This is a genomic window from Pseudomonas sp. IT-P218, from assembly GCF_949767605.1.
Lineage (GTDB): Bacteria > Pseudomonadota > Gammaproteobacteria > Pseudomonadales > Pseudomonadaceae > Aquipseudomonas > Aquipseudomonas putida_AE.
In genome coordinates, this window is record NZ_CATKQQ010000096.1 from 206884 (window position 1) to 224815 (window position 17932).

11 protein-coding genes are annotated in these 17932 nt (G+C 59.3%); 3 read left to right on the top strand and 8 right to left on the bottom strand.

Translation table 11 applies throughout. The features are described from left to right. Positions 1 to 23 precede the first annotated feature (23 nt). The 5 genes from ACM6I6_RS30105 to ACM6I6_RS30125 all read right to left on the bottom strand — a co-directional run bounded on the left by ACM6I6_RS30105 (position 24) and on the right by ACM6I6_RS30125 (position 8303). Positions 24 to 1337 (bottom strand): C4-dicarboxylate transporter DctA, encoded by a 1314-nt coding sequence (locus ACM6I6_RS30105; RefSeq protein WP_274074524.1) that lies wholly within the window; start codon positions 1335 to 1337, stop codon positions 24 to 26. A 257-nt stretch (positions 1338 to 1594) separates the two neighbouring features. Beyond that, positions 1595 to 2143 carry a hypothetical protein gene (locus ACM6I6_RS30110; RefSeq protein WP_274074525.1) on the bottom strand — a complete coding sequence of 183 codons (549 nt, stop codon included), beginning with the start codon at positions 2141 to 2143 and terminating at the stop codon, positions 1595 to 1597. 42 nt (positions 2144 to 2185) lie between these two features. Next, a complete protein-coding gene (locus tag ACM6I6_RS30115) occupies positions 2186 to 2752 on the bottom strand; it encodes a hypothetical protein (RefSeq protein ID WP_414921192.1) in 567 nt (188 codons plus the stop codon). Between the two features lie 268 nt (positions 2753 to 3020). Further along, entirely contained in the window at positions 3021 to 4274 is a 1254-nt protein-coding gene (gene glyA, locus ACM6I6_RS30120) for a serine hydroxymethyltransferase (protein WP_077185842.1), read from the bottom strand. 240 nt (positions 4275 to 4514) lie between these two features. Next, complete coding sequence (locus ACM6I6_RS30125; RefSeq protein ID WP_323608776.1) at positions 4515 to 8303, bottom strand: EAL domain-containing protein; 3789 nt, start codon at positions 8301 to 8303, stop codon at positions 4515 to 4517. Positions 8304 to 8649: 346 nt separating this feature from the next. On the opposite strand from ACM6I6_RS30125, the gene ettA reads away from it, so the two are divergent. Both ettA and gdhA read left to right on the top strand, forming a co-directional pair. Continuing rightward, on the top strand, positions 8650 to 10314 hold the full coding sequence (ettA, locus tag ACM6I6_RS30130) for an energy-dependent translational throttle protein EttA (RefSeq protein ID WP_008058240.1): 1665 nt from the start codon (positions 8650 to 8652) through the stop codon (positions 10312 to 10314). Positions 10315 to 10660: 346 nt separating this feature from the next. Then, positions 10661 to 11998: an NADP-specific glutamate dehydrogenase gene (gene gdhA, locus ACM6I6_RS30135; RefSeq protein WP_274074527.1), complete on the top strand. Its 1338-nt coding sequence runs from the start codon at positions 10661 to 10663 to the stop codon at positions 11996 to 11998. Here gdhA and ACM6I6_RS30140 read toward each other — a convergent pair. From ACM6I6_RS30140 to ACM6I6_RS30150, 3 genes are all read right to left on the bottom strand, one after another. Continuing rightward, the gene (locus tag ACM6I6_RS30140) at positions 11995 to 12489 is read right to left on the bottom strand and encodes a GreA/GreB family elongation factor (protein ID WP_323608756.1); all 495 of its coding nucleotides are present in this window, start codon (positions 12487 to 12489) and stop codon (positions 11995 to 11997) included. The genes gdhA and ACM6I6_RS30140 overlap by 4 nt on opposite strands. Positions 12490 to 12540: 51 nt before the next feature. Then, positions 12541 to 14394, bottom strand: coding sequence for a DUF4105 domain-containing protein (locus tag ACM6I6_RS30145; RefSeq protein ID WP_323608757.1), 1854 nt, complete (start codon positions 14392 to 14394; stop codon positions 12541 to 12543). A 234-nt stretch (positions 14395 to 14628) separates the two neighbouring features. Further along, a complete protein-coding gene (locus ACM6I6_RS30150; RefSeq protein WP_020798660.1) occupies positions 14629 to 15117 on the bottom strand; it encodes a DUF3015 domain-containing protein in 489 nt (162 codons plus the stop codon). A gap of 280 nt (positions 15118 to 15397) precedes the next feature. On the opposite strand from ACM6I6_RS30150, the gene ACM6I6_RS30155 reads away from it, so the two are divergent. Further along, positions 15398 to 17836 carry a Lon protease family protein gene (locus ACM6I6_RS30155; RefSeq protein WP_274074530.1) on the top strand — a complete coding sequence of 813 codons (2439 nt, stop codon included), beginning with the start codon at positions 15398 to 15400 and terminating at the stop codon, positions 17834 to 17836. The last annotated feature ends 96 nt before the right edge of the window (positions 17837 to 17932 follow it).

Sequence of the window (17932 nt, forward strand, 5' to 3'; positions counted from 1 at the left end):
CCGGGAGCAGGCACGGCGTTCATTCAAAATTCCTGCTGATGGGCCGCAGCTACCGGTTTTCTCGGCTGGAAGGTATAACCCACCTGGCCGGAAAGCACTTTGTTCGCCCGCTCCACATCGATGTCTTTTTCCCAGCGAGCGATCGCCACGGTGGCCACGCAGTTGCCGATCAGGTTGGTCAGGGCCCGGCCGATCCCCATGAACCAGTCCACGGCCAACACCAGCACCAGGCCCACCACGGGAATCGCCGGGATTGCCGTCAGCGTGGCCGCCAGAATCACCAGGGCCGAACCCGGGATGCCGTGTGCGCCTTTGGAGGTGATCAAGGACACCAATAGAATCGTCAGCAAGTCGGTCATGGCCAGCGGCGTGCCGGTGGCATTGGCGATGAACACGATGGCCAGGGTCAGGTAGATCGAGAAACCGTCGAGGTTGAACGAATATCCGGTGGGAATCACCAACCCGACCGTCGAGCTGCCGATACCCAGATGCTCAAGCTTGCGCATGATTTGTGGCAGCACAGCGTCTGACGAGGCGGTGCCCATGACGATCAGCAGTTCTTCGCGCAGGTACTTGAGCAACGGCCACATCTTCAGGCCGGAAAGGCGCATGACCAGGCCGAGAATCAGCGCCACGAAGGCCACGCAGGTCAGGTAAAACAGGCCGACCAGACTGCCCAGATGCTGCAGCGAGTCCAGGCCGTATTTGCTGGTGGTGAAGGCGATCGCGCCGAATACGCCGATCGGTGCCAGTCGCACGATCATGCCCATGATGCGGAAGATCACATGGCTGAGTTCGTTGATCAGTCGCGAAATGCCCGACGCCGCTTCTCCCACCAGATTCAGGGCGCTGCCAAACAACACCGAAAACAGCAGGACTTGCAGGATGTTGTTATCGGCAAATGCACCGATCACCGAGGTCGGAATCAGGTCCATCAGGAACTGTGTGGTGGTATGCATGTGCTGGCCGCGCTGGGCGATATCGCCCATGTCAGCCGCAGAAAGCTGTTCCAGATGAATGTTCGCGCCACTGCCGATACCGGTGCTGAAGGCGAACACCAGGCCGATCACCAGGGCAATGGTGGTCAAGACTTCGAAATAGATCACGGATTTCAGGCCGATACGCCCGACCTTCTTCAGGTCGCCGGCACCGCTGATGCCGCTGACCACGACGCAGAACACGATCAGGCCGATGAGCATCTTGATCAGCTTGATGAAACCGTCCCCGAGGGGTTTGAGCTGAGCGGAGTATTCGGGAAGGGTCAGCCCGCAGACGATGCCGAGCACCAGTCCGAGAACCACTTGGAGGAAGATTGAACGCGAGCACCATCTGAGCATGGGAGGAATCCTGGTCGGTGTCCTGGCTGCCGAGTTTGAGGGCTTTCGGCTTCAGGACTTAATTATTGTGGTCTTACCGGTATGTCCAGTGCAGGCGCAGTCTAGGCGTGGACTTCGGGTGATCGCAAGGGAAAATGTTGAAATTGGCATGACCGGTCTTACCAGTTGAATGGCAAGGCCCGGTCTTGAGCGGTTTGGGTCTGTGAAAAAAATCGAATCGGGTTCAAGGGGGAAGTCGAGGCGCTTTCGGATCAGTTTTAGACTTCGTCCGGATTGTCGACATAAGAGGCATTGCGCTCGATGATGTTCAGGTGAAAGACCAGGTTGCTCCCGCCTCCGCCTGCATTGACATGATGACCATCGTGGGAATACATATATTTCGTACCGGCAAGCGGGACCCCATGAGTGGTCTGGATCGTTAAGGACAATTTATTGGAAGAGATGTCATCCAATGTAATCACGTTGCCGTTTTTGTCGAGAAGGTTGAAATTGGCAGCGTCTTTATTTTCTGTTGCAATAATGGTTTTGTATTTGTTCATGCCGAGGATGCTTCCGTAATAGGCGCCTGGCGTGCGTATGTAAATATGGTAGTGGTTTGCGGTGCACCTGAAATAAAATCTTAAAGTGTTGTGGGGATTTTTGCTGTCCGCGAAAAGATAGTTGGAAATATCTAGTGTGCCTTCGTACTTATAATGCTTAGGGGGTTGCATGGTGACTTTTTTGTTATGGGTCAGTCGAGGGAAGTGCAGGTGACCGAAATTGGTGGACAGTTCGGCAATGAAGGATTTTTGACGATCGGTGCTCATTTTATCTTCCTTGATAAAGTTTCAACTGTTGGTTGGAGTTACTTAGATTTCATCTGGGGTGCTTAGGTAAGTCGCATTTCTTTCATGAATTTTCAATCTGCAAAGCAGGGGTGTCTGTCCCTTGTTGGCGATGTATGTGTACTTTGAGCCGTAGATATTGTGGCGGTGGAGGAGCCCGGATCCACTGACTTGGATGTAGGTCTCCAGGCTGTCTTCCTTGATGTCGTCCAGTGTCATGGCCCTGTTGTGACGATTGATCAAGTTGAATGTCGTGGAACCGGCAATGGGGAATGCGCCAACAAACCCGGATGTATCGACACTGATGCATTTTCCGAAATACGGGCCTGGCGTCCGGATATAGAGTCTGTAGCCATAATTTGTATATCTGAAATAGAGTAATAGGCCGGGTATGGCATCTGCCGAAATTTCAGGGTGCAGCCCAAGCCGGTGGGAGTCGTCTCTGCGTTGTGGTGGGCCGGTAAAAAAGCCACCACTGGCAAATACACTACTGGCGATGGCTGGCTCGCCATGAAGCAAGTCGAGAAAGTGCAGCGGTATGTTGTCTGTGCCTAGTGTGGCAATAAATGATTTTTGCCGGTCTGTAGTCATTGTCTTGTCTCGCTATTCGTTTGGTTGTAGCGCTTGTTTGAGTGGGTTTGTGCTCAAGCTGAAAGTGCTTTCCTTGGAATATAGCGATTCTAATAAAAGTGGCGTGATTTAAATTAAGGCAGGGTTTTTCCAGGGTTTTATTAAAGGGCTGGTTGCCGTTTTGTTAGTTTGTCTGGAATGTCGACGTCGCGGGTTATAAAAGAATTTACGCATAAAAAACCCGACCACTGAGGGTCGGGTTTTTGTCTGGCTCGGTAAAGCGCTGTAATTAAGCGCCGTACACCGGCAGCTTCTTGCAGATCGCCTTGACCTTCTCACGAACGGCATCGATCACCGCTTCGTTGTTCAGGTCCGCCAGGATGTCGCAGATCCAGCCGGCCAGTTCCTTGCACTCTGCTTCCTTGAAGCCGCGAGTGGTCACAGCCGGGGTGCCGAAGCGCAGGCCGGAGGTGACGAACGGGGAGCGTGGGTCGTTTGGCACGGAGTTCTTGTTCACGGTGATGAACGCTTTGCCCAGGGCGGCGTCGGCATCTTTACCGGAGATTTCCTGCTTGATCAGCGACAGCAGGAACAGGTGGTTTTCAGTACCACCGGAAACCACGTCGAAACCGCGCTCGATGAACACGCCGGCCATGGCCTTGGCGTTTTTCACCACTTGTTGCTGGTAAGCCTTGAACTCAGGCTGCAGCGCTTCCTTGAAGCAGATCGCTTTAGCGGCGATCACGTGCTCCAGCGGGCCGCCCTGGGCGCCTGGGAATACGGCGGAGTTCAGCTTCTTCTCGATGTCGGCGTTGGCGCGAGCCAGGATCAGGCCGCCACGTGGACCGCGCAGGGTCTTGTGGGTGGTGGTGGTCACCACGTCAGCGAATGGAACCGGGTTCGGGTAGACGCCAGCGGCGACCAGACCGGCCACGTGGGCCATGTCGACGAACAGGTAGGCACCCACCTTGTCGGCGATTTCACGGAAGCGCGGGAAGTCGAGGATCTGCGAGTAGGCAGAGAAACCGGCCACGATCATTTTTGGCTTGTGTTCAACAGCCAGGCGCTCGACTTCGTCGTAGTCGATCAGGCCGTTGGCATCGATGCCGTACTGGATGGCGTTGTACAGCTTGCCGGAGGACGAAACGCTGGCACCGTGGGTCAGGTGACCGCCGTGGGCCAGGCTCATGCCCAGGATGGTGTCGCCAGCCGACAGCAGGGCCAGGTAAACGGCGCTGTTGGCTTGGGAGCCGGCGTGTGGCTGAACGTTGGCGTAATCAGCGCCGAACAGTTCTTTTGCACGGTCGATGGCCAACTGCTCTACGACGTCGACGTACTCGCAACCACCGTAGTAGCGCTTGCCCGGGTAGCCTTCGGCGTACTTGTTGGTCAGTACCGAGCCTTGAGCTTCCATCACCGCGGGGCTGGTGTAGTTTTCCGAAGCGATCAGCTCAATGTGCTCTTCCTGGCGCTGAGCTTCTTGCTCCATGGCGGCAAAGAGATCGGCGTCGTACTTGGCAATAGTCAAATCACGGCTGAACATGGCGGTCCTCAAGGATCGGGGGCGGAAAAGGGGGGCATTCTAACCCAATGGGTTTTGGAAGGCATATGAAACGACATCATGTCGCAGACAAGTGGGCTTCATGACGGGATCAGTGGTGATCGTGCCGGCCCAATCGCCAGCAGGCTGGCTCCCACAGAAGTCGCGACAGCCTGCAAATTCCCTGGCCGACCTAAATTCTTGTGGGAGCCAGCCTGCTGGCGATGGCATCCCCACAAAATTTCAGTCGAACATGAAGAGGGCATCATTGCTGAACTGCACTTCAAAGGTATTGGCTGGCATTGGCCGCCCGAACAGGTATCCCTGGACCTCGTCGCAACCGTGTTCCCTGAGGAAATCAAGCTGCTCCTGGGTTTCCACACCCTCGGCGATCACCGCCAGGTTGAGGCTGTGGGCCATGGCGATGATCGCCCGGGCGATCTGCGCGTCCTGTTCGCCCGACGGCAGGCCGTCGACGAAGGTGCGGTCGATTTTCAGGACGTCGATCGGGAACTGCTTGAGGTAGTTGAGCGATGAGTAGCCCGTGCCGAAGTCGTCGACCGCGATGCTCAGGCCAAGGTTTTTCAAGCCGGCGAGAATCTGCATGGCTTCGCTGACTTCGCGCATCAGGATACTTTCGGTCAGCTCCAGCTCCAGGCATGCCGGCGGCAGGCCGGTTTCCTTCAGGATGTTGGCGATCCGTGTGCCGAGCTGGCCGTCGGAGAACTGCCGGGCGGAGATGTTCACCGACACCTTCGGCACACGCACCTTGGCCTGATGCCAGGTCTTGAGCTGACGGCAGGCCTCGCTGATCACCCAATCGCCGACATCCACCACCAGGCCGAGCTCTTCGAGCACCGGGATGAAGTCCCCCGGCGGCACCAGGCCGCGGCGCGGATGACGCCAGCGCAGCAGGGCTTCGGTGCCTGTCAGGCGTTTACCATCGCCGCTGAATTGCGGCTGGTAATACAACACGAATTCGTTCTGTTCCAACGCATGTCGCAAGTCGCTTTCCAGTTCCAGGCGCTCCAGGGCGCTGGCGTTCATGTCCGCCTGATAGAACTGGAAGTTGTTCTTGCCGCGTTCCTTGGCGTGGTACATCGCGGTGTCGGCGTTTTTCATCAGCTGGCTGAGTTCATTGCCGTCCTGCGGGCTCAGGGCGATGCCGATACTGGCCGTGACGAAGAACTCGCGGCCTTCGAGCACGAAGGGCTTGACCAGGCTGGCGAGAATCTGCTCGGCCACGTGAATCGCCCGGTTCAGGGCGATTTCACGGTTGGCCCGCGGTTGCAGGAGCAAGGTGAATTCATCGCCGCCCATGCGCGCGACGGTATCGTCGTCGTCGACGCAACCGAGCAGGCGCGTGGCCATTTCCTTGAGCATGCGATCACCGGCGGCATGGCCCAGGGAATCGTTGATCGGCTTGAAGCGGTCCAGGTCGAGGAACATCAACACCACCCAGGACTTCTGCCGCTCGGCGGCTTGCAACGCGGTGTGCAGGCGATCCTGGAACAGCGTGCGGTTGGGCAGGTGGGTCAGGGCGTCGTAATAGGCCAGGCGGTGAATCCGTTGTTCACTGGCCTTGCGTTCGCTGATGTCGCTGAAAAAACACACGTAACTGGCCAGGTCGCCTTCATCGTCCAGTACCGCGGTTATGCCGACCCAGGCCGGATAATGCTCGCCATTGCGGCGCCTGAGCCACACTTCGCCTTCCCAGGTGCTGTGCTGGTTCAGTTGCTTGAGCACGTAGCGCAAATGGGCTTCCTGCTGCTCGTCGACGGTGAGCATGTTCGGCAACTGGTCGAGTACCTGTTCCACGGCATAACCGCTGACACGGCTGAAGGCTTCGTTGGCCTGGACGATATAGCCGGCCGGGTCGGTGATCAGGATCGCCGAGGTCGAGTGCTCGAATACCGTGGCGGCCATTCGCAGGTCTTTCTCGGCCCGGCGTTGCTGGCTGATGTCGCGACCGACACCCAACACGCCCTCGAACGCACCGTGTTCGTCCCAGACCAATACCAGCCGCAGTTCGATGGGAATCTTGCGCCCGTCGGCGCGCAGGCAGTCGAACAGAAACAGTTGGGTTTGCACCTGGCTGCGCAACAGGGCCAGTTGTTCGGGTTTATCCAGCGCTTTGCTGACGCGATCCATCAAGTGGTAGATGCCGCTCAGCTGTTGCGGATTGGCAATGGTTGATTGCCAGCCATTCTGGAAAATCCACTCCGCTTCATAGCCCAGCACTGCCTGCACCGACGGGCTGACATAGTTGAGCGCCATGCGGTTGTCGGTGGAGAAAATCACGTCGCTGATGCTTTCAGCGAGCATCCTGTAGCGCTGCTCGCTGTCGCGCAGCGACTCACTGGCTTCAATCTGCTCGGTAACGTCCTTGGCCACGCCGATGATGCGGGTGACCTGGTCATGCTTGTCCCGCGCCAGTGCCTGCTCGCGAATGTCGAAGCGCCGCCATTCGCCGTCACGGTGGCGAAAGCGCAACTGGCACTGCATCAATTGGCTGTAACCGCCTTGCCGCTGGCTCTGGCGCGAGCGGTGGTAGTAGTCGGCATCGTCGGGGTGCAGGAGGATTTCCCAGAAGTACTCGCCCATCTGCTGCAGTTCAGTGCGGTTGTAGCCCAGCGTCTGGCCCAGATGGTGGTTGCTGAAGATCATTCGCTGGCTGATCACGTCTTGCACGTACAGGTGATCGGGCACGGTCCGCACGACGTCGGACCAGAAGCCTTCGCGCTCCTGCAGCGACAGCTCGATGAGCTTGCGGCTAGTGATATCGGTGATGCTCAGGATCACGGCCTTGAAGTCGTCCGGGTTTTGCGGCAGGCGCAACACCAGCCACAGGTGCTGGTCACGACCCCCGGCGTCCTGCAGCTTGATTTCCAGTTCAAGCTGCTGCTGTTGCTTGTGCACCGCTTCGAGGACCTGATTGCCGATGGCGCTGCCCGCCACGGGGTTGCCATCGATCAGCAGGTTCCACACTTGCTCACAGGTGTTGACGTTCAGCAGTTGCAGGGCGACCTGATTGACCTCGGTGATGCGCAGTTCCTGCAACAATTGCCGGCGCAGGTTTGGTGTCCCCAGCCAGGTTTGCAGTTGCTCGTCGCGCAGCAACTGAGCCTTGTCGAACAGGCTGCGCAGGCCCGACATGTCGAGGACGCACAGGGCCACGCCGGTGCCTTCGAAAATCTCCTGGTAGCGTCGGCGACCTTCGTGCAGTTGGCGCTGGCGACGGCGCATGTTCAGCAGGACGATGAACGGCAACATGGAAAAGGCCAGGCCCAGCAGGCATTTGCCGATGAAGGCCGGCAGCAGTTCCTCGAGTACTCGCTGACGATCGAACAGGCCTCGTAGTTGCCAGTCGCTGCCGCTCAGTGGGACGGTCAGTACGCTGTTGGCCACATCGTCCTGGGTCAGGGTGCCCGGGTTGACCTGCGGCAACGCCTGGTCGCGGCTGATGATCTGGTGATTGAAGCGGTTTTCCACCAACCACAGCGGAGCCGCCGCCGTTTCATTGAGCTTGGTCAGGGAGGCGAAAAACGTCGGTTTGAAGCGCAAGGCCCAATAGCCGCGGTTGCTGCCGCTGGATTGATGCAACAGCAAATGCACTCGCGAGCCGTCGATGGCGTTGCTGTAATAGTGGGGTTGTGCGCGACTGCGGCGCACCAGTTCCGCCAGATAGTCGGCATCTTCGCGGGTGCCAACCGTGTCACTGAGGATTCTTCCCGAGGGACTGAGCAGTGCGAGGCTCAGCAGGTCGGGCAGGGATTTTTGCAGTTTGCGCTGCAAGTCCAGTAGCTCGTCGGCACTTTGCGGCTGCTCGACAATCGGTAGCAGGTTGAGGGCGATCTGCGCGTTGAGCGCCATGTTCAGGCTGACTTGCGTGGCCAGGTCGGCGGTGTAGTCGATGGTGGCCTGGCGCTTGCTCTTCTGGGTTTCGCGCAGCTGATCCAGCAATTGCCAGAACAGCAATGCGAGCAGCAGCAACACCAACATCGCCAAAGCGCCCTTGAGTGTGCCGCGCATGGGCGAGCCGGGTGCAACAGTCGGTGCACGGGTGATCAGGGACGGAGGGACACTGGACAAACTGTAATCCTGCGGTTTGGCTGGACTGGCGCGACGTGCACTATAAGCCGGACGCCCGAAGGGCGGCTAGCATGCCTTGAGTTGTGGCAAAGTGCCAGTCCCGCTCGGCTGGACTGCCATCTGTCATTAAGGTAGCTTTGCCGGTTACGCGGGAGCGTTCCAGCTCCTAGAATCAGACTTTTTTCAGCGCATACGCATTGGCCTCGTCAAGCGTACAGCGCGCATGGTCTGGCCAGGCCTCGCCTGCACCCTAATCATTTCATCAGTCACTGACCCAAGGTTCTCCATGGCTCAATACGTATTCACCATGCATCGGCTGGGCAAAGTTGTTCCACCGAAGCGGGAAATCCTGAAAAACATCTCCTTGTCGTTCTTCCCGGGCGCCAAGATCGGCGTGCTCGGCCTCAATGGTTCGGGTAAGTCCACCCTGTTGAAAATCATGGCTGGCGTCGACACCGAGTTCGACGGCGAAGCCCGTCCGATGCCGGACCTGAACATCGGCTACCTGCCGCAAGAGCCGCAACTGGACCCGACCAAGACCGTGCGTGAAGTGGTCGAGGAAGCGGTCAGCGTGATCAAGGACGCCCAGGCACGCCTGGACGAGGTCTACGCGGCCTACGCCGATCCGGATGCCGACTTCGACAAGCTGGCAGCCGAACAGGCCAAGCTCGAAGCCATCCTGCAGGCCAGCGACGGCCACAACCTGGAGCGTCAGCTGGAAGTCGCCGCCGATGCGTTGCGCCTGCCGGCCTGGGATGCCAAGGTTGAAGTCCTCTCCGGTGGTGAAAAACGTCGCGTGGCCCTGTGCCGCCTGCTGCTGTCCGCCCCGGACATGCTGCTGCTCGACGAACCGACCAACCACCTGGACGCCGATTCGGTTGCGTGGCTGGAGCACTTCCTGCACGACTTCCCGGGCACCGTGGTCGCGATCACGCACGACCGTTACTTCCTGGACAACGTCGCTGGCTGGATTCTGGAACTTGACCGCGGCGCGGGCATTCCTTACGAGGGCAACTATTCGGGTTGGCTGGAAGCCAAGTCCGATCGTCTGGCTGCCGAATCCAAGCAGCAGTCGGCTCACGAAAAAGCCATGAAGGAAGAACTGGAGTGGGTGCGCAAAGGCGCCAAGGCCCGCCAGTCGAAATCCAAGGCACGTCTGCAACGCTTCGAAGAAATGCAATCGCAGGAATTCCAGAAGCGCAGCGAAACCAACGAGATCTACATTCCGGCCGGTCCACGCCTGGGCGACAAGGTCATCGAGTTCAAGAACGTCACCAAGGGCTACGGCGATCGCGTATTGATCGACAACCTGTCGTTCTCCATGCCGAAAGGCGCCATCGTCGGCGTGATCGGTGGTAACGGTGCCGGTAAATCGACCCTGTTCCGCATGCTGATGGGCAAGGAAACTCCGGATTCGGGCAGCATCGAAGTCGGCGAAACCGTGCAGCTGGCCTGCGTCGACCAGAGCCGCGAAGACCTGGACGGCAGCAAGACCGTGTTCCAGCAGATCTCCGACGGTTCCGACCAGATCCGCATCGGCAACTACGAGATCCCGTCGCGCACTTACGTGGGCCGCTTCAACTTCAAGGGCGGTGACCAACAGAAGTTCGTCAAGGACCTGTCCGGTGGTGAGCGTGGTCGCTTGCACCTGGCCCTGACCCTGAAAGAGGGTGGCAACGTCCTGCTGCTCGACGAACCGTCCAACGACCTCGACGTTGAAACCCTGCGTTCCCTGGAAGAAGCCCTGCTGGACTTCCCGGGCGCCGCCATTGTGATCTCCCACGATCGGTGGTTCCTTGACCGCGTCGCGACTCACATCCTGGCGTACGAAGACGACTCGCAAGCGGTGTTCTTCGAAGGTAACTACACCGAATACGAAGCCGATCGCAAAAAGCGTCTTGGCGAAGCCGCTGCCCAGCCGCACCGGGTACGCCACAAGAAACTGGCCTGATTTGGGTTGGTTGCATGAAAAAGCGGAGCCTTCGGGCTCCGTTTTTTTTGCGTGTGTATTCACTGGCACCGAGTCTCGTTCTTCACGAGCAAGCCCTCTCCCACATTTTGAAATGCGTTCCCCTGTGGGAGCGGGCTTGCTCGCGAAGGCGGGCTAACTGATGGTGCAAAACTGGATTTTGAAATCCCTGTTTGGGTGCAAAAACACCGCGGAAACAGGTTGAATTTATATCCTGTGCACCATTTAATTTCATAAAAGCGACATTCTGCGCTGTTCCTGTGCGCGATTGGTTTGTTAAAGTCCGGCTCAAATCTTCCAATGACAATAAATTTGCCGAGACTTTTCCATGATCGAATCCGTCGACTCCTTCCTTGCCCGCCTGAAAAAACGCGACCCGGACCAGCCTGAATTCCATCAAGCCGTCGAAGAGGTGCTGCGTAGCCTGTGGCCCTTTCTTGAAGCCAATCCACACTATCTGACCTCCGGCATTCTTGAGCGTATCTGCGAGCCTGAGCGGGCCGTCGTGTTCCGCGTGTCCTGGGTCGACGATCACGGCAAGGTGCAGGTCAATCGCGGTTTCCGTATCCAGATGAACAGCGCCATCGGTCCGTACAAGGGCGGTCTGCGTTTCCATCCGTCGGTGAACCTGGGTGTCCTGAAGTTCCTCGCCTTCGAGCAGACCTTCAAGAACTCGCTGACGTCGCTGCCGATGGGCGGCGGCAAGGGTGGTTCGGATTTCGACCCCAAAGGCAAGAGCGATGCCGAAGTCATGCGCTTCTGCCAGGCCTTCATGAGCGAGCTGTACCGCCACATCGGTGCCGATGTCGACGTGCCGGCCGGTGACATCGGTGTCGGTGCCCGTGAAATCGGCTTCCTGTTCGGACAGTACAAGCGCTTGAGCAACCAGTTCACCAGCGTGTTGACCGGCAAGGGCCCGAGCTACGGCGGCAGCCTGATCCGCCCTGAGGCCACCGGCTTCGGTTGCGTGTACTTCGCCGAGGAAATGCTCAAGCGTCGCGGTGAAACCGTCGAAGGCAAACGCGTGGCCATCTCGGGTTCCGGCAACGTTGCGCAATACGCTGCGCGCAAGGTCATGGACCTGGGCGGCAAAGTGATTTCGCTGTCCGACTCCGAAGGCACGCTGTACTGCGAAAGCGGGCTGACCGAGGCGCAATGGCAGGCGGTGCTGGAACTGAAAAACGTCCAGCGCGGACGCATCAGCGAACTGGCCGGTCGTTTTGGCCTGGAGTTCCTGGCTGGCCAGCATCCATGGGGGCTGAGCTGCGACATCGCGCTGCCGTGCGCCACGCAGAACGAACTGGATGCCGATGCGGCACGGGCGTTGCTGCGCAATGGCTGCATCTGTGTGGCGGAAGGCGCGAACATGCCGACCACCCTCGAAGCCGTCGACCTGTTCATCGAGGCAGGCATCCTGTTCGCGCCGGGCAAGGCGTCGAATGCCGGTGGGGTGGCCGTCAGCGGCCTGGAGATGTCGCAGAACGCCATGCGCCTGCTCTGGACTGGTGGTGAGGTGGACAGCAAGCTGCACGCGATCATGCAGTCGATCCACCACGCCTGCGTGCATTACGGGGAAGAAAACGGTCAGGTCAACTACGTCAAGGGCGCGAACATCGCCGGTTTCGTCAAGGTTGCCGACGCCATGCTCGCCCAGGGTGTGGTTTAAGCCGGTTCGATGCGGATGATCTCGATCAGTTGATCGCCGGCAGGGCGTTGCCATAGCACCTCGTCACCGAGTTGCGCTCCGAGCAGCGCCCGGCCCAGCGGAGACCCCCAGTTGATCAGGCCGGCTGGCGCGTCAGCCTGATCTTCCCCCACCAGTTGCACGGTCAGCTCCGTGTCCTTTTCGTCGGCGAAGGTTACTCGACTGCCAATCTGTACTTTTTCCGTTGAGCTCGGGGGCGGTACAAGCTGAGCACTTTGCAGGCGCTGGCTGAAATACCTCAAGTCGCGCTGAAGGTCTGCCTCTCGCTGCTTGTTGGCCAAGTCTCCTTGTGCGCTCAGTTCTCCCAACAGGTTCTGCAACTCGGCGACCTTCGCCTGCAATTGGGCGAGACCAGTGGGCGTAACGTAATTGGGCTGCGCGCTGACCTGCCGTTCAACTGGCTGATCAGCTTGTGCAGCAGCATTATCTTCATTGACGAAGGCACGACTCATGGTTTTCTCCCGTTATAGGGGTTAGGCCATGGTTGCAGGCATTTGGTTGCGTCAGTAGTGATACCACTTCACCTCGAGCATCACTTCATTCTCGGGCGTGGCCAGGTGGCTGAATTCGCGCTGGGCACTCAGGCGCAGACCGAGGTTGCGTGACAATTCCCACTGCTGGTTCAGGCTCAGGCTACGGCGCACTTCACCGTTGGTGAAGAAATCGCCTTTCGCCTCCAGGCTCAGATTGCCCAGCGGGTTTTTCCACAGCAGACCCGTGTTGAACCCCGCCGCCGGAGAGATGAATTCGGCGAAATCATTGTTGTGCTCCACGCGCACGGTGCCCAGGGCAAAACCGAGGGTGTCGTCGGCCAGTTGCCAGGTTCCACCGCCTCCACCATTGACGTGGCTGACCAGGGTTTCATCATCATGCTTGCCCGGCACCCGCTCCAGGCCGCCGGTGACCTGCCACGACAGCGGTTGCAGCAACTCGTTGCGCGGGGTCAGGGAGCGAATCGTCGCCAGGTCCAGTTGCTGCACTTGCCAGTCATTGCCTTCGTACTGGCGCAGTTTCAATTGCAGGATTTCGATCTGAGCGCCGAGGGGGAAGCTTTCGGCGTTGTCGTTGAGGTCGTGATAGGCCATGCGCAGGCCGTACTCGCCAAAGGCACGATCACCGCGGGTGCCGAGGCCGGCCTGCCAGGTGCGGGATTCGTGGCCATCTTCCGGAAGCCCGGGTTGCGGGATATCGAGCTCTGGTGCGGGGTTCTGGTTGATCGCCCGCAGCAGTTCGAAACTGCGCTGTGCCCGTTGCGGGTCGCGCTCCTGACCATTGGCGCGGTAGCGCTCCAGTCGATAGGCCGCATCGATGATCAACGCTTGGCGCGCGCGGGGTTGTGCCTTGAATTCGGGTGTTTGCAGTTGCTTCTGGTCAGCGCTGACTTTCAGCACCCACTGCTGTTCTTCGTCGGTCAGTGTCTCGGCGCGACTCAGCAGTTCGCGCTCGCGGGAAGGGCGGTACTGGATGGACTCCACCAGCCCGGCTTCTTTTACGGCCTTGACGGTGTCTGTGGGAATGGCGGTCAGCGGGAATTGCCCGGTCAGGCGCAGGCTCGGGCGCGCCACTTGCAGCAGTTCCAACAGGCGATAGGAGCAGTTTTCGTCGAAGAAGAAATAATCGAACTGAATCTGTTTCAGCTCCCAGACGTGCTCGACCATCCGCGCCGTTTCCTGCTGGGTCAGGTTCAGCCGGTACTCCCACAAGTCGCGGTTTTCGAGGCTGCGGTATTCCGAGAGTTTTTCCTGGTAAGGCACTAGTGCAAACAGTCCCGGATAGCCACCCATCAAGCCTTTCCATGCGTACAGGATGCTGTTGTCCGACCCCTCGATGTAGGCGCCGAAGTTGATCGCGTAACTGAGCAGCGAGGTCTTGTCGCTTTGTACATCGGCCTGATCAATGCGCAGCAGCGTGTGGCCGAACATCGATGACGGGCTGTTCAGGTAGGCTGCCGGAAAGATCATCACCGCGCTGTGGGGCGAGACGTCCTTGAACCATTGCTTGAATTCGGCGCAGTCCGGTGCCGGAAGATCGGTCAGGTTGAGCTGCGCTTTCAGCCAGCGGGTACGGGCCGGATAGACGCACTGCGCATGCTGTTCACCCGCACTGGCAGGGGCGTACAGCGCTTGCACGGTGGCTGCCAGTTCATGGTCCGGATGTTCGTTGCCATCGGCGGCGAGAAAGAATTTTTTGTCGCTGACATAGCTGCGCCAGCCACCGAGCTTGGCGGTTTCGTAGTGACCGAGGGAGATCCAGAAAGGATCGTTGGCCAGCTGCTGCAAACGTTGGGGATCGATATGAGGCGCGGCGGACAGCGGGGCGCAGACACAGAGCGCCAGCCAGGCAAGGCGTTTGAGCATAAGTGGCAACTTGAACAGGAAAAAATAAAGACCCAGCACAATGGATGCAATTCAACTGTAGGAGCTGGCTTGCCAGCGATGGTCGTTAACGATGACGCGTGTTGACTGGATGAACACAGCGCCTATGAGGCCATCGCTGGCTAGCCAGCTCCTACAGTTGCATGACATTACCCAAAGAGGGGCAGGTCCAAAAAATAAAACCCCGCTTCCCGAAAGAAGCGGGGCGGGTCGAGCTTATGCCTGAGTGGCGTACTTGGCCAGACGAGGATCGCTCTTCAGAACGGCCAGTGTGTTGGTATGCACATCTTCCGCGGTCACGTCAGCCTTGCTGAAGATCTGCTGGAAGTGCTCGTGAGTGACAGCGGCGAAGTGCGCACGGTCTTCCGGCGCCACGCCCAGTACCACGGCGTAGGTGGTCAGCGCTTCGCCCTGACCTTTAGCCATGTCTTCGGACAGCTCGTTCATCATGCCATTCATGGCAAACCAGGATTTGCCGCCATAGGTCAGCGACGCGTTGGTCGAGCAACCGTTGGTACCAGAAGTCATACCGAAAGTTGCGTTGCCGGAAGTGCCGTTGGTGGTGGATGCCAGGAAGTGAGCCGGGGTGCCACGCTGACCTTCGAACAGCATGTTGCCCCAACCGCAATCCGGACCGCCTGGCGCCTGCGCCATGGCGTTGATGGATACAGCGGTGAAGAGAGTACCGAGAAGAATCCGTTTCATAGCTTTTTTCTCTTTGTGTGCATACCAATGGACAAGGGTGCTGGCGCCTACCTGACACCAGTTGGGCCGGTTATTAGTCCAGCCGCGCAGTTTGGAGTTTAGGCACGATCCCGTGGTTCCGTGATTTTTTGCTAAAACTTCACTGCAATCGCGGATTTGCCCCCGGCCCGCCTGGGGCTGGTGGCTTGTCTATGCTTTGCCATGAGGCGCGCCTTGCAAGTGAGGTATGGGCAGCGCCAGAATGCCGCTATCTGCCCCGCCTGATTGTTAAGGAAGCCCGATGCCTGATCCTGTTGCTGCCAGCTTGCGTCTAGCGCCCGAAGCGCTGACCCGTCCGTTTTCCGCTGAACAGTTCAGCTTCTCTACCACCAATGATCTGGAGCCCTTTCGCGGTGTGCTTGGCCAGGAACGCGCGGTCGAAGCCTTGCAGTTCGGTGTGGCCATGCCACGCCCCGGTTACAACGTATTCGTCATGGGCGAGCCTGGCACCGGTCGCTTCTCGTTCGTCAAACGCTACCTGAAGGCCGAAGGCAAGCGCCTGCAGACCCCGGCGGACTGGGTCTACGTCAATAATTTCGATGAACCGCGCGAACCGCGCGCCCTGGAGTTGCCGTCGGGCACCGCCGGTGCCTTCATCGGTGATATCAACGGCTTGATCGACAACCTGCTGGCGACCTTTCCGGCGGTGTTCGAGCACCCGTCCTACCAGCAGAAAAAAAGCGCCATCGACCGCGCCTTCAACCAGCGCTACGACAAGGCGCTGGACGTGATCGAGCGGCTGGCGCTGGAAAAAGAGGTCGCGCTGTACCGCGACAGCAGCAACATCGCCTTCACCCCGATGCTCGAAGGCAAGGCGCTGGACGAGGCGGAGTTCGCCCAATTGCCGGAAGCCGAGCGCGAACGCTTCCATGAGGATATTTCCAACCTCGAAGAGCGCCTGAACGAGGAGCTCGCCAGCCTGCCGCAATGGAAGCGCGAGTCGAGCAATCAACTGCGCCATCTCAACGAAGAGACCATTACCCTGGCCCTGCAGCCATTGCTGTCGCCGTTGTCGGAGAAATACGCCGAGAACGCCGCGGTGTGCGGTTACCTGCAAGCGATGCAGGTGTATCTGCTCAAGACCGTGGTCGAGCAACTGGTCGACGACAGCAAGACCGATGCGGTCGCCCGCAAGCTGCTGGAGGAGCAATACGCGCCGAGCCTGGTGGTCGGGCATTCGGCCAGTGGTGGCGCGCCCGTGGTGTTCGAGCCGCATCCGACCTACGAAAACCTGTTCGGCCGCATCGAGTACAGCACCGACCAGGGCGCGCTCTACACCACCTATCGGCAACTGCGACCGGGTGCGTTGCACCGGGCCAACGGCGGCTTCCTGATCCTGGAAGCGGATAAGATGCTCAGCGAACCGTTCGTGTGGGATGCGCTGAAGCGCGCCCTGCAATCGCGCAAACTGAAAATGGAATCGCCACTGGGCGAGATGGGCCGTTTCGCCACCGTCACCCTGACGCCGCAGCACATTCCATTGCAGGTCAAGGTCGTCATCATCGGCGCCCGCCAGCTCTACTACACGCTGCAAGACCTCGATCCGGACTTCCAGGAAATGTTTCGCGTCCTGGTGGATTTCGATGAAGACATTCCGATGGTCGACGAGAGCCTGGAGCAGTTCGCCCAGTTGCTCAAGACCCGAACTTCCGAGGAAGGCATGGCGCCGTTGACCGCCGATGCGGTGGCGCGCCTGGCAACCTACAGCGCTCGGCTGGCGGAGCATCAGGGACGCTTGTCGGCGCGCATCGGCGATCTGTTCCAGCTGGTCAGCGAGGCAGACTTCATACGTCACCTGGCCGGCGATGAGATGACCGACGCCGGGCACATCGAGCGCGCGCTCAAGGCCAAGGCCACCCGCACGGGACGTGTGTCGGCGCGGATTCTAGATGACATGCTGGCGGGGATCATCCTGATCGACACCGCGGGCGCGGCGGTCGGCAAGTGCAACGGCCTGACAGTGCTGGAAGTCGGTGACTCGGCCTTCGGTGTACCGGCGCGGATTTCCGCCACGGTGTACCCGGGTGGCAGCGGCATCGTCGACATCGAGCGTGAGGTCAACCTCGGTCAACCGATTCACTCCAAAGGGGTGATGATCCTCACCGGTTACCTGGGCAGCCGTTACGCCCAGGAGTTTCCGCTGGCGATCTCCGCGAGCATCGCGCTGGAGCAGTCCTACGGTTACGTCGACGGTGACAGTGCGTCCCTGGGCGAGGCGTGCACCCTGATCTCGGCCTTGTCGAAAACCCCGCTCAAGCAGTGCTTTGCGATTACCGGCTCGATCAACCAGTTCGGTGAAGTGCAGGCCGTGGGCGGCGTCAACGAGAAGATCGAAGGCTTCTTCCGTCTCTGCGAAGCCCGCGGGCTGACGGGCGAGCAAGGCGCGATCATACCCCACGCCAACGTCGCCACCTTGATGCTCGATGAGAAAGTGCTGGCGGCGGTGCGCGCCGGTCAGTTCCACGTCTACGCCGTGCGCCAGGCTGACGAGGCGCTGAGCCTGCTGGTGGGCGAGCCGGCGGGCGAGCCCGATGAGAATGGCGAGTTCCCTGAAGGTAGCGTCAACGCACGGGTGGTGGAGCGCTTGCGGGTGATCGCGGAGATGATCAGCGAGGAAGATCTGAAAGAGGCTGAAAAGGAAATGGCGGTCGAGGCGCTGGTGGAGGCCAAGCCGGCCTGACCCTGAGACTCCCCGATCCACCTGTAGGAGCAAGCTTGCTCGCGATAGCGATCTTTCAGACAACAACGATGTTGACTGTCACTCCGCCATCGCGAG

Bases quoted from the DNA above. Each gene is read 5' to 3' on its own strand.
- ACM6I6_RS30115 (WP_414921192.1), bottom strand. From the start codon at position 2,752: ATGACTACAGACCGGCAAAAATCATTTATTGCCACACTAGGCACAGAC.
- ettA (WP_008058240.1), top strand. From the start codon at position 8,650: ATGGCTCAATACGTATTCACCATGCATCGGCTGGGCAAAGTTGTTCCA.
- ACM6I6_RS30125 (WP_323608776.1), bottom strand. From the start codon at position 8,303: ATGCGCGGCACACTCAAGGGCGCTTTGGCGATGTTGGTGTTGCTGCTG.
- glyA (WP_077185842.1), bottom strand. From the start codon at position 4,274: ATGTTCAGCCGTGATTTGACTATTGCCAAGTACGACGCCGATCTCTTT.
- ACM6I6_RS30110 (WP_274074525.1), bottom strand. From the start codon at position 2,143: ATGAGCACCGATCGTCAAAAATCCTTCATTGCCGAACTGTCCACCAAT.
- ACM6I6_RS30155 (WP_274074530.1), top strand. From the start codon at position 15,398: ATGCCTGATCCTGTTGCTGCCAGCTTGCGTCTAGCGCCCGAAGCGCTG.
- ACM6I6_RS30145 (WP_323608757.1), bottom strand. From the start codon at position 14,394: ATGCTCAAACGCCTTGCCTGGCTGGCGCTCTGTGTCTGCGCCCCGCTG.
- gdhA (WP_274074527.1), top strand. From the start codon at position 10,661: ATGATCGAATCCGTCGACTCCTTCCTTGCCCGCCTGAAAAAACGCGAC.
- ACM6I6_RS30150 (WP_020798660.1), bottom strand. From the start codon at position 15,117: ATGAAACGGATTCTTCTCGGTACTCTCTTCACCGCTGTATCCATCAAC.
- ACM6I6_RS30105 (WP_274074524.1), bottom strand. From the start codon at position 1,337: ATGCTCAGATGGTGCTCGCGTTCAATCTTCCTCCAAGTGGTTCTCGGA.
- ACM6I6_RS30140 (WP_323608756.1), bottom strand. From the start codon at position 12,489: ATGAGTCGTGCCTTCGTCAATGAAGATAATGCTGCTGCACAAGCTGAT.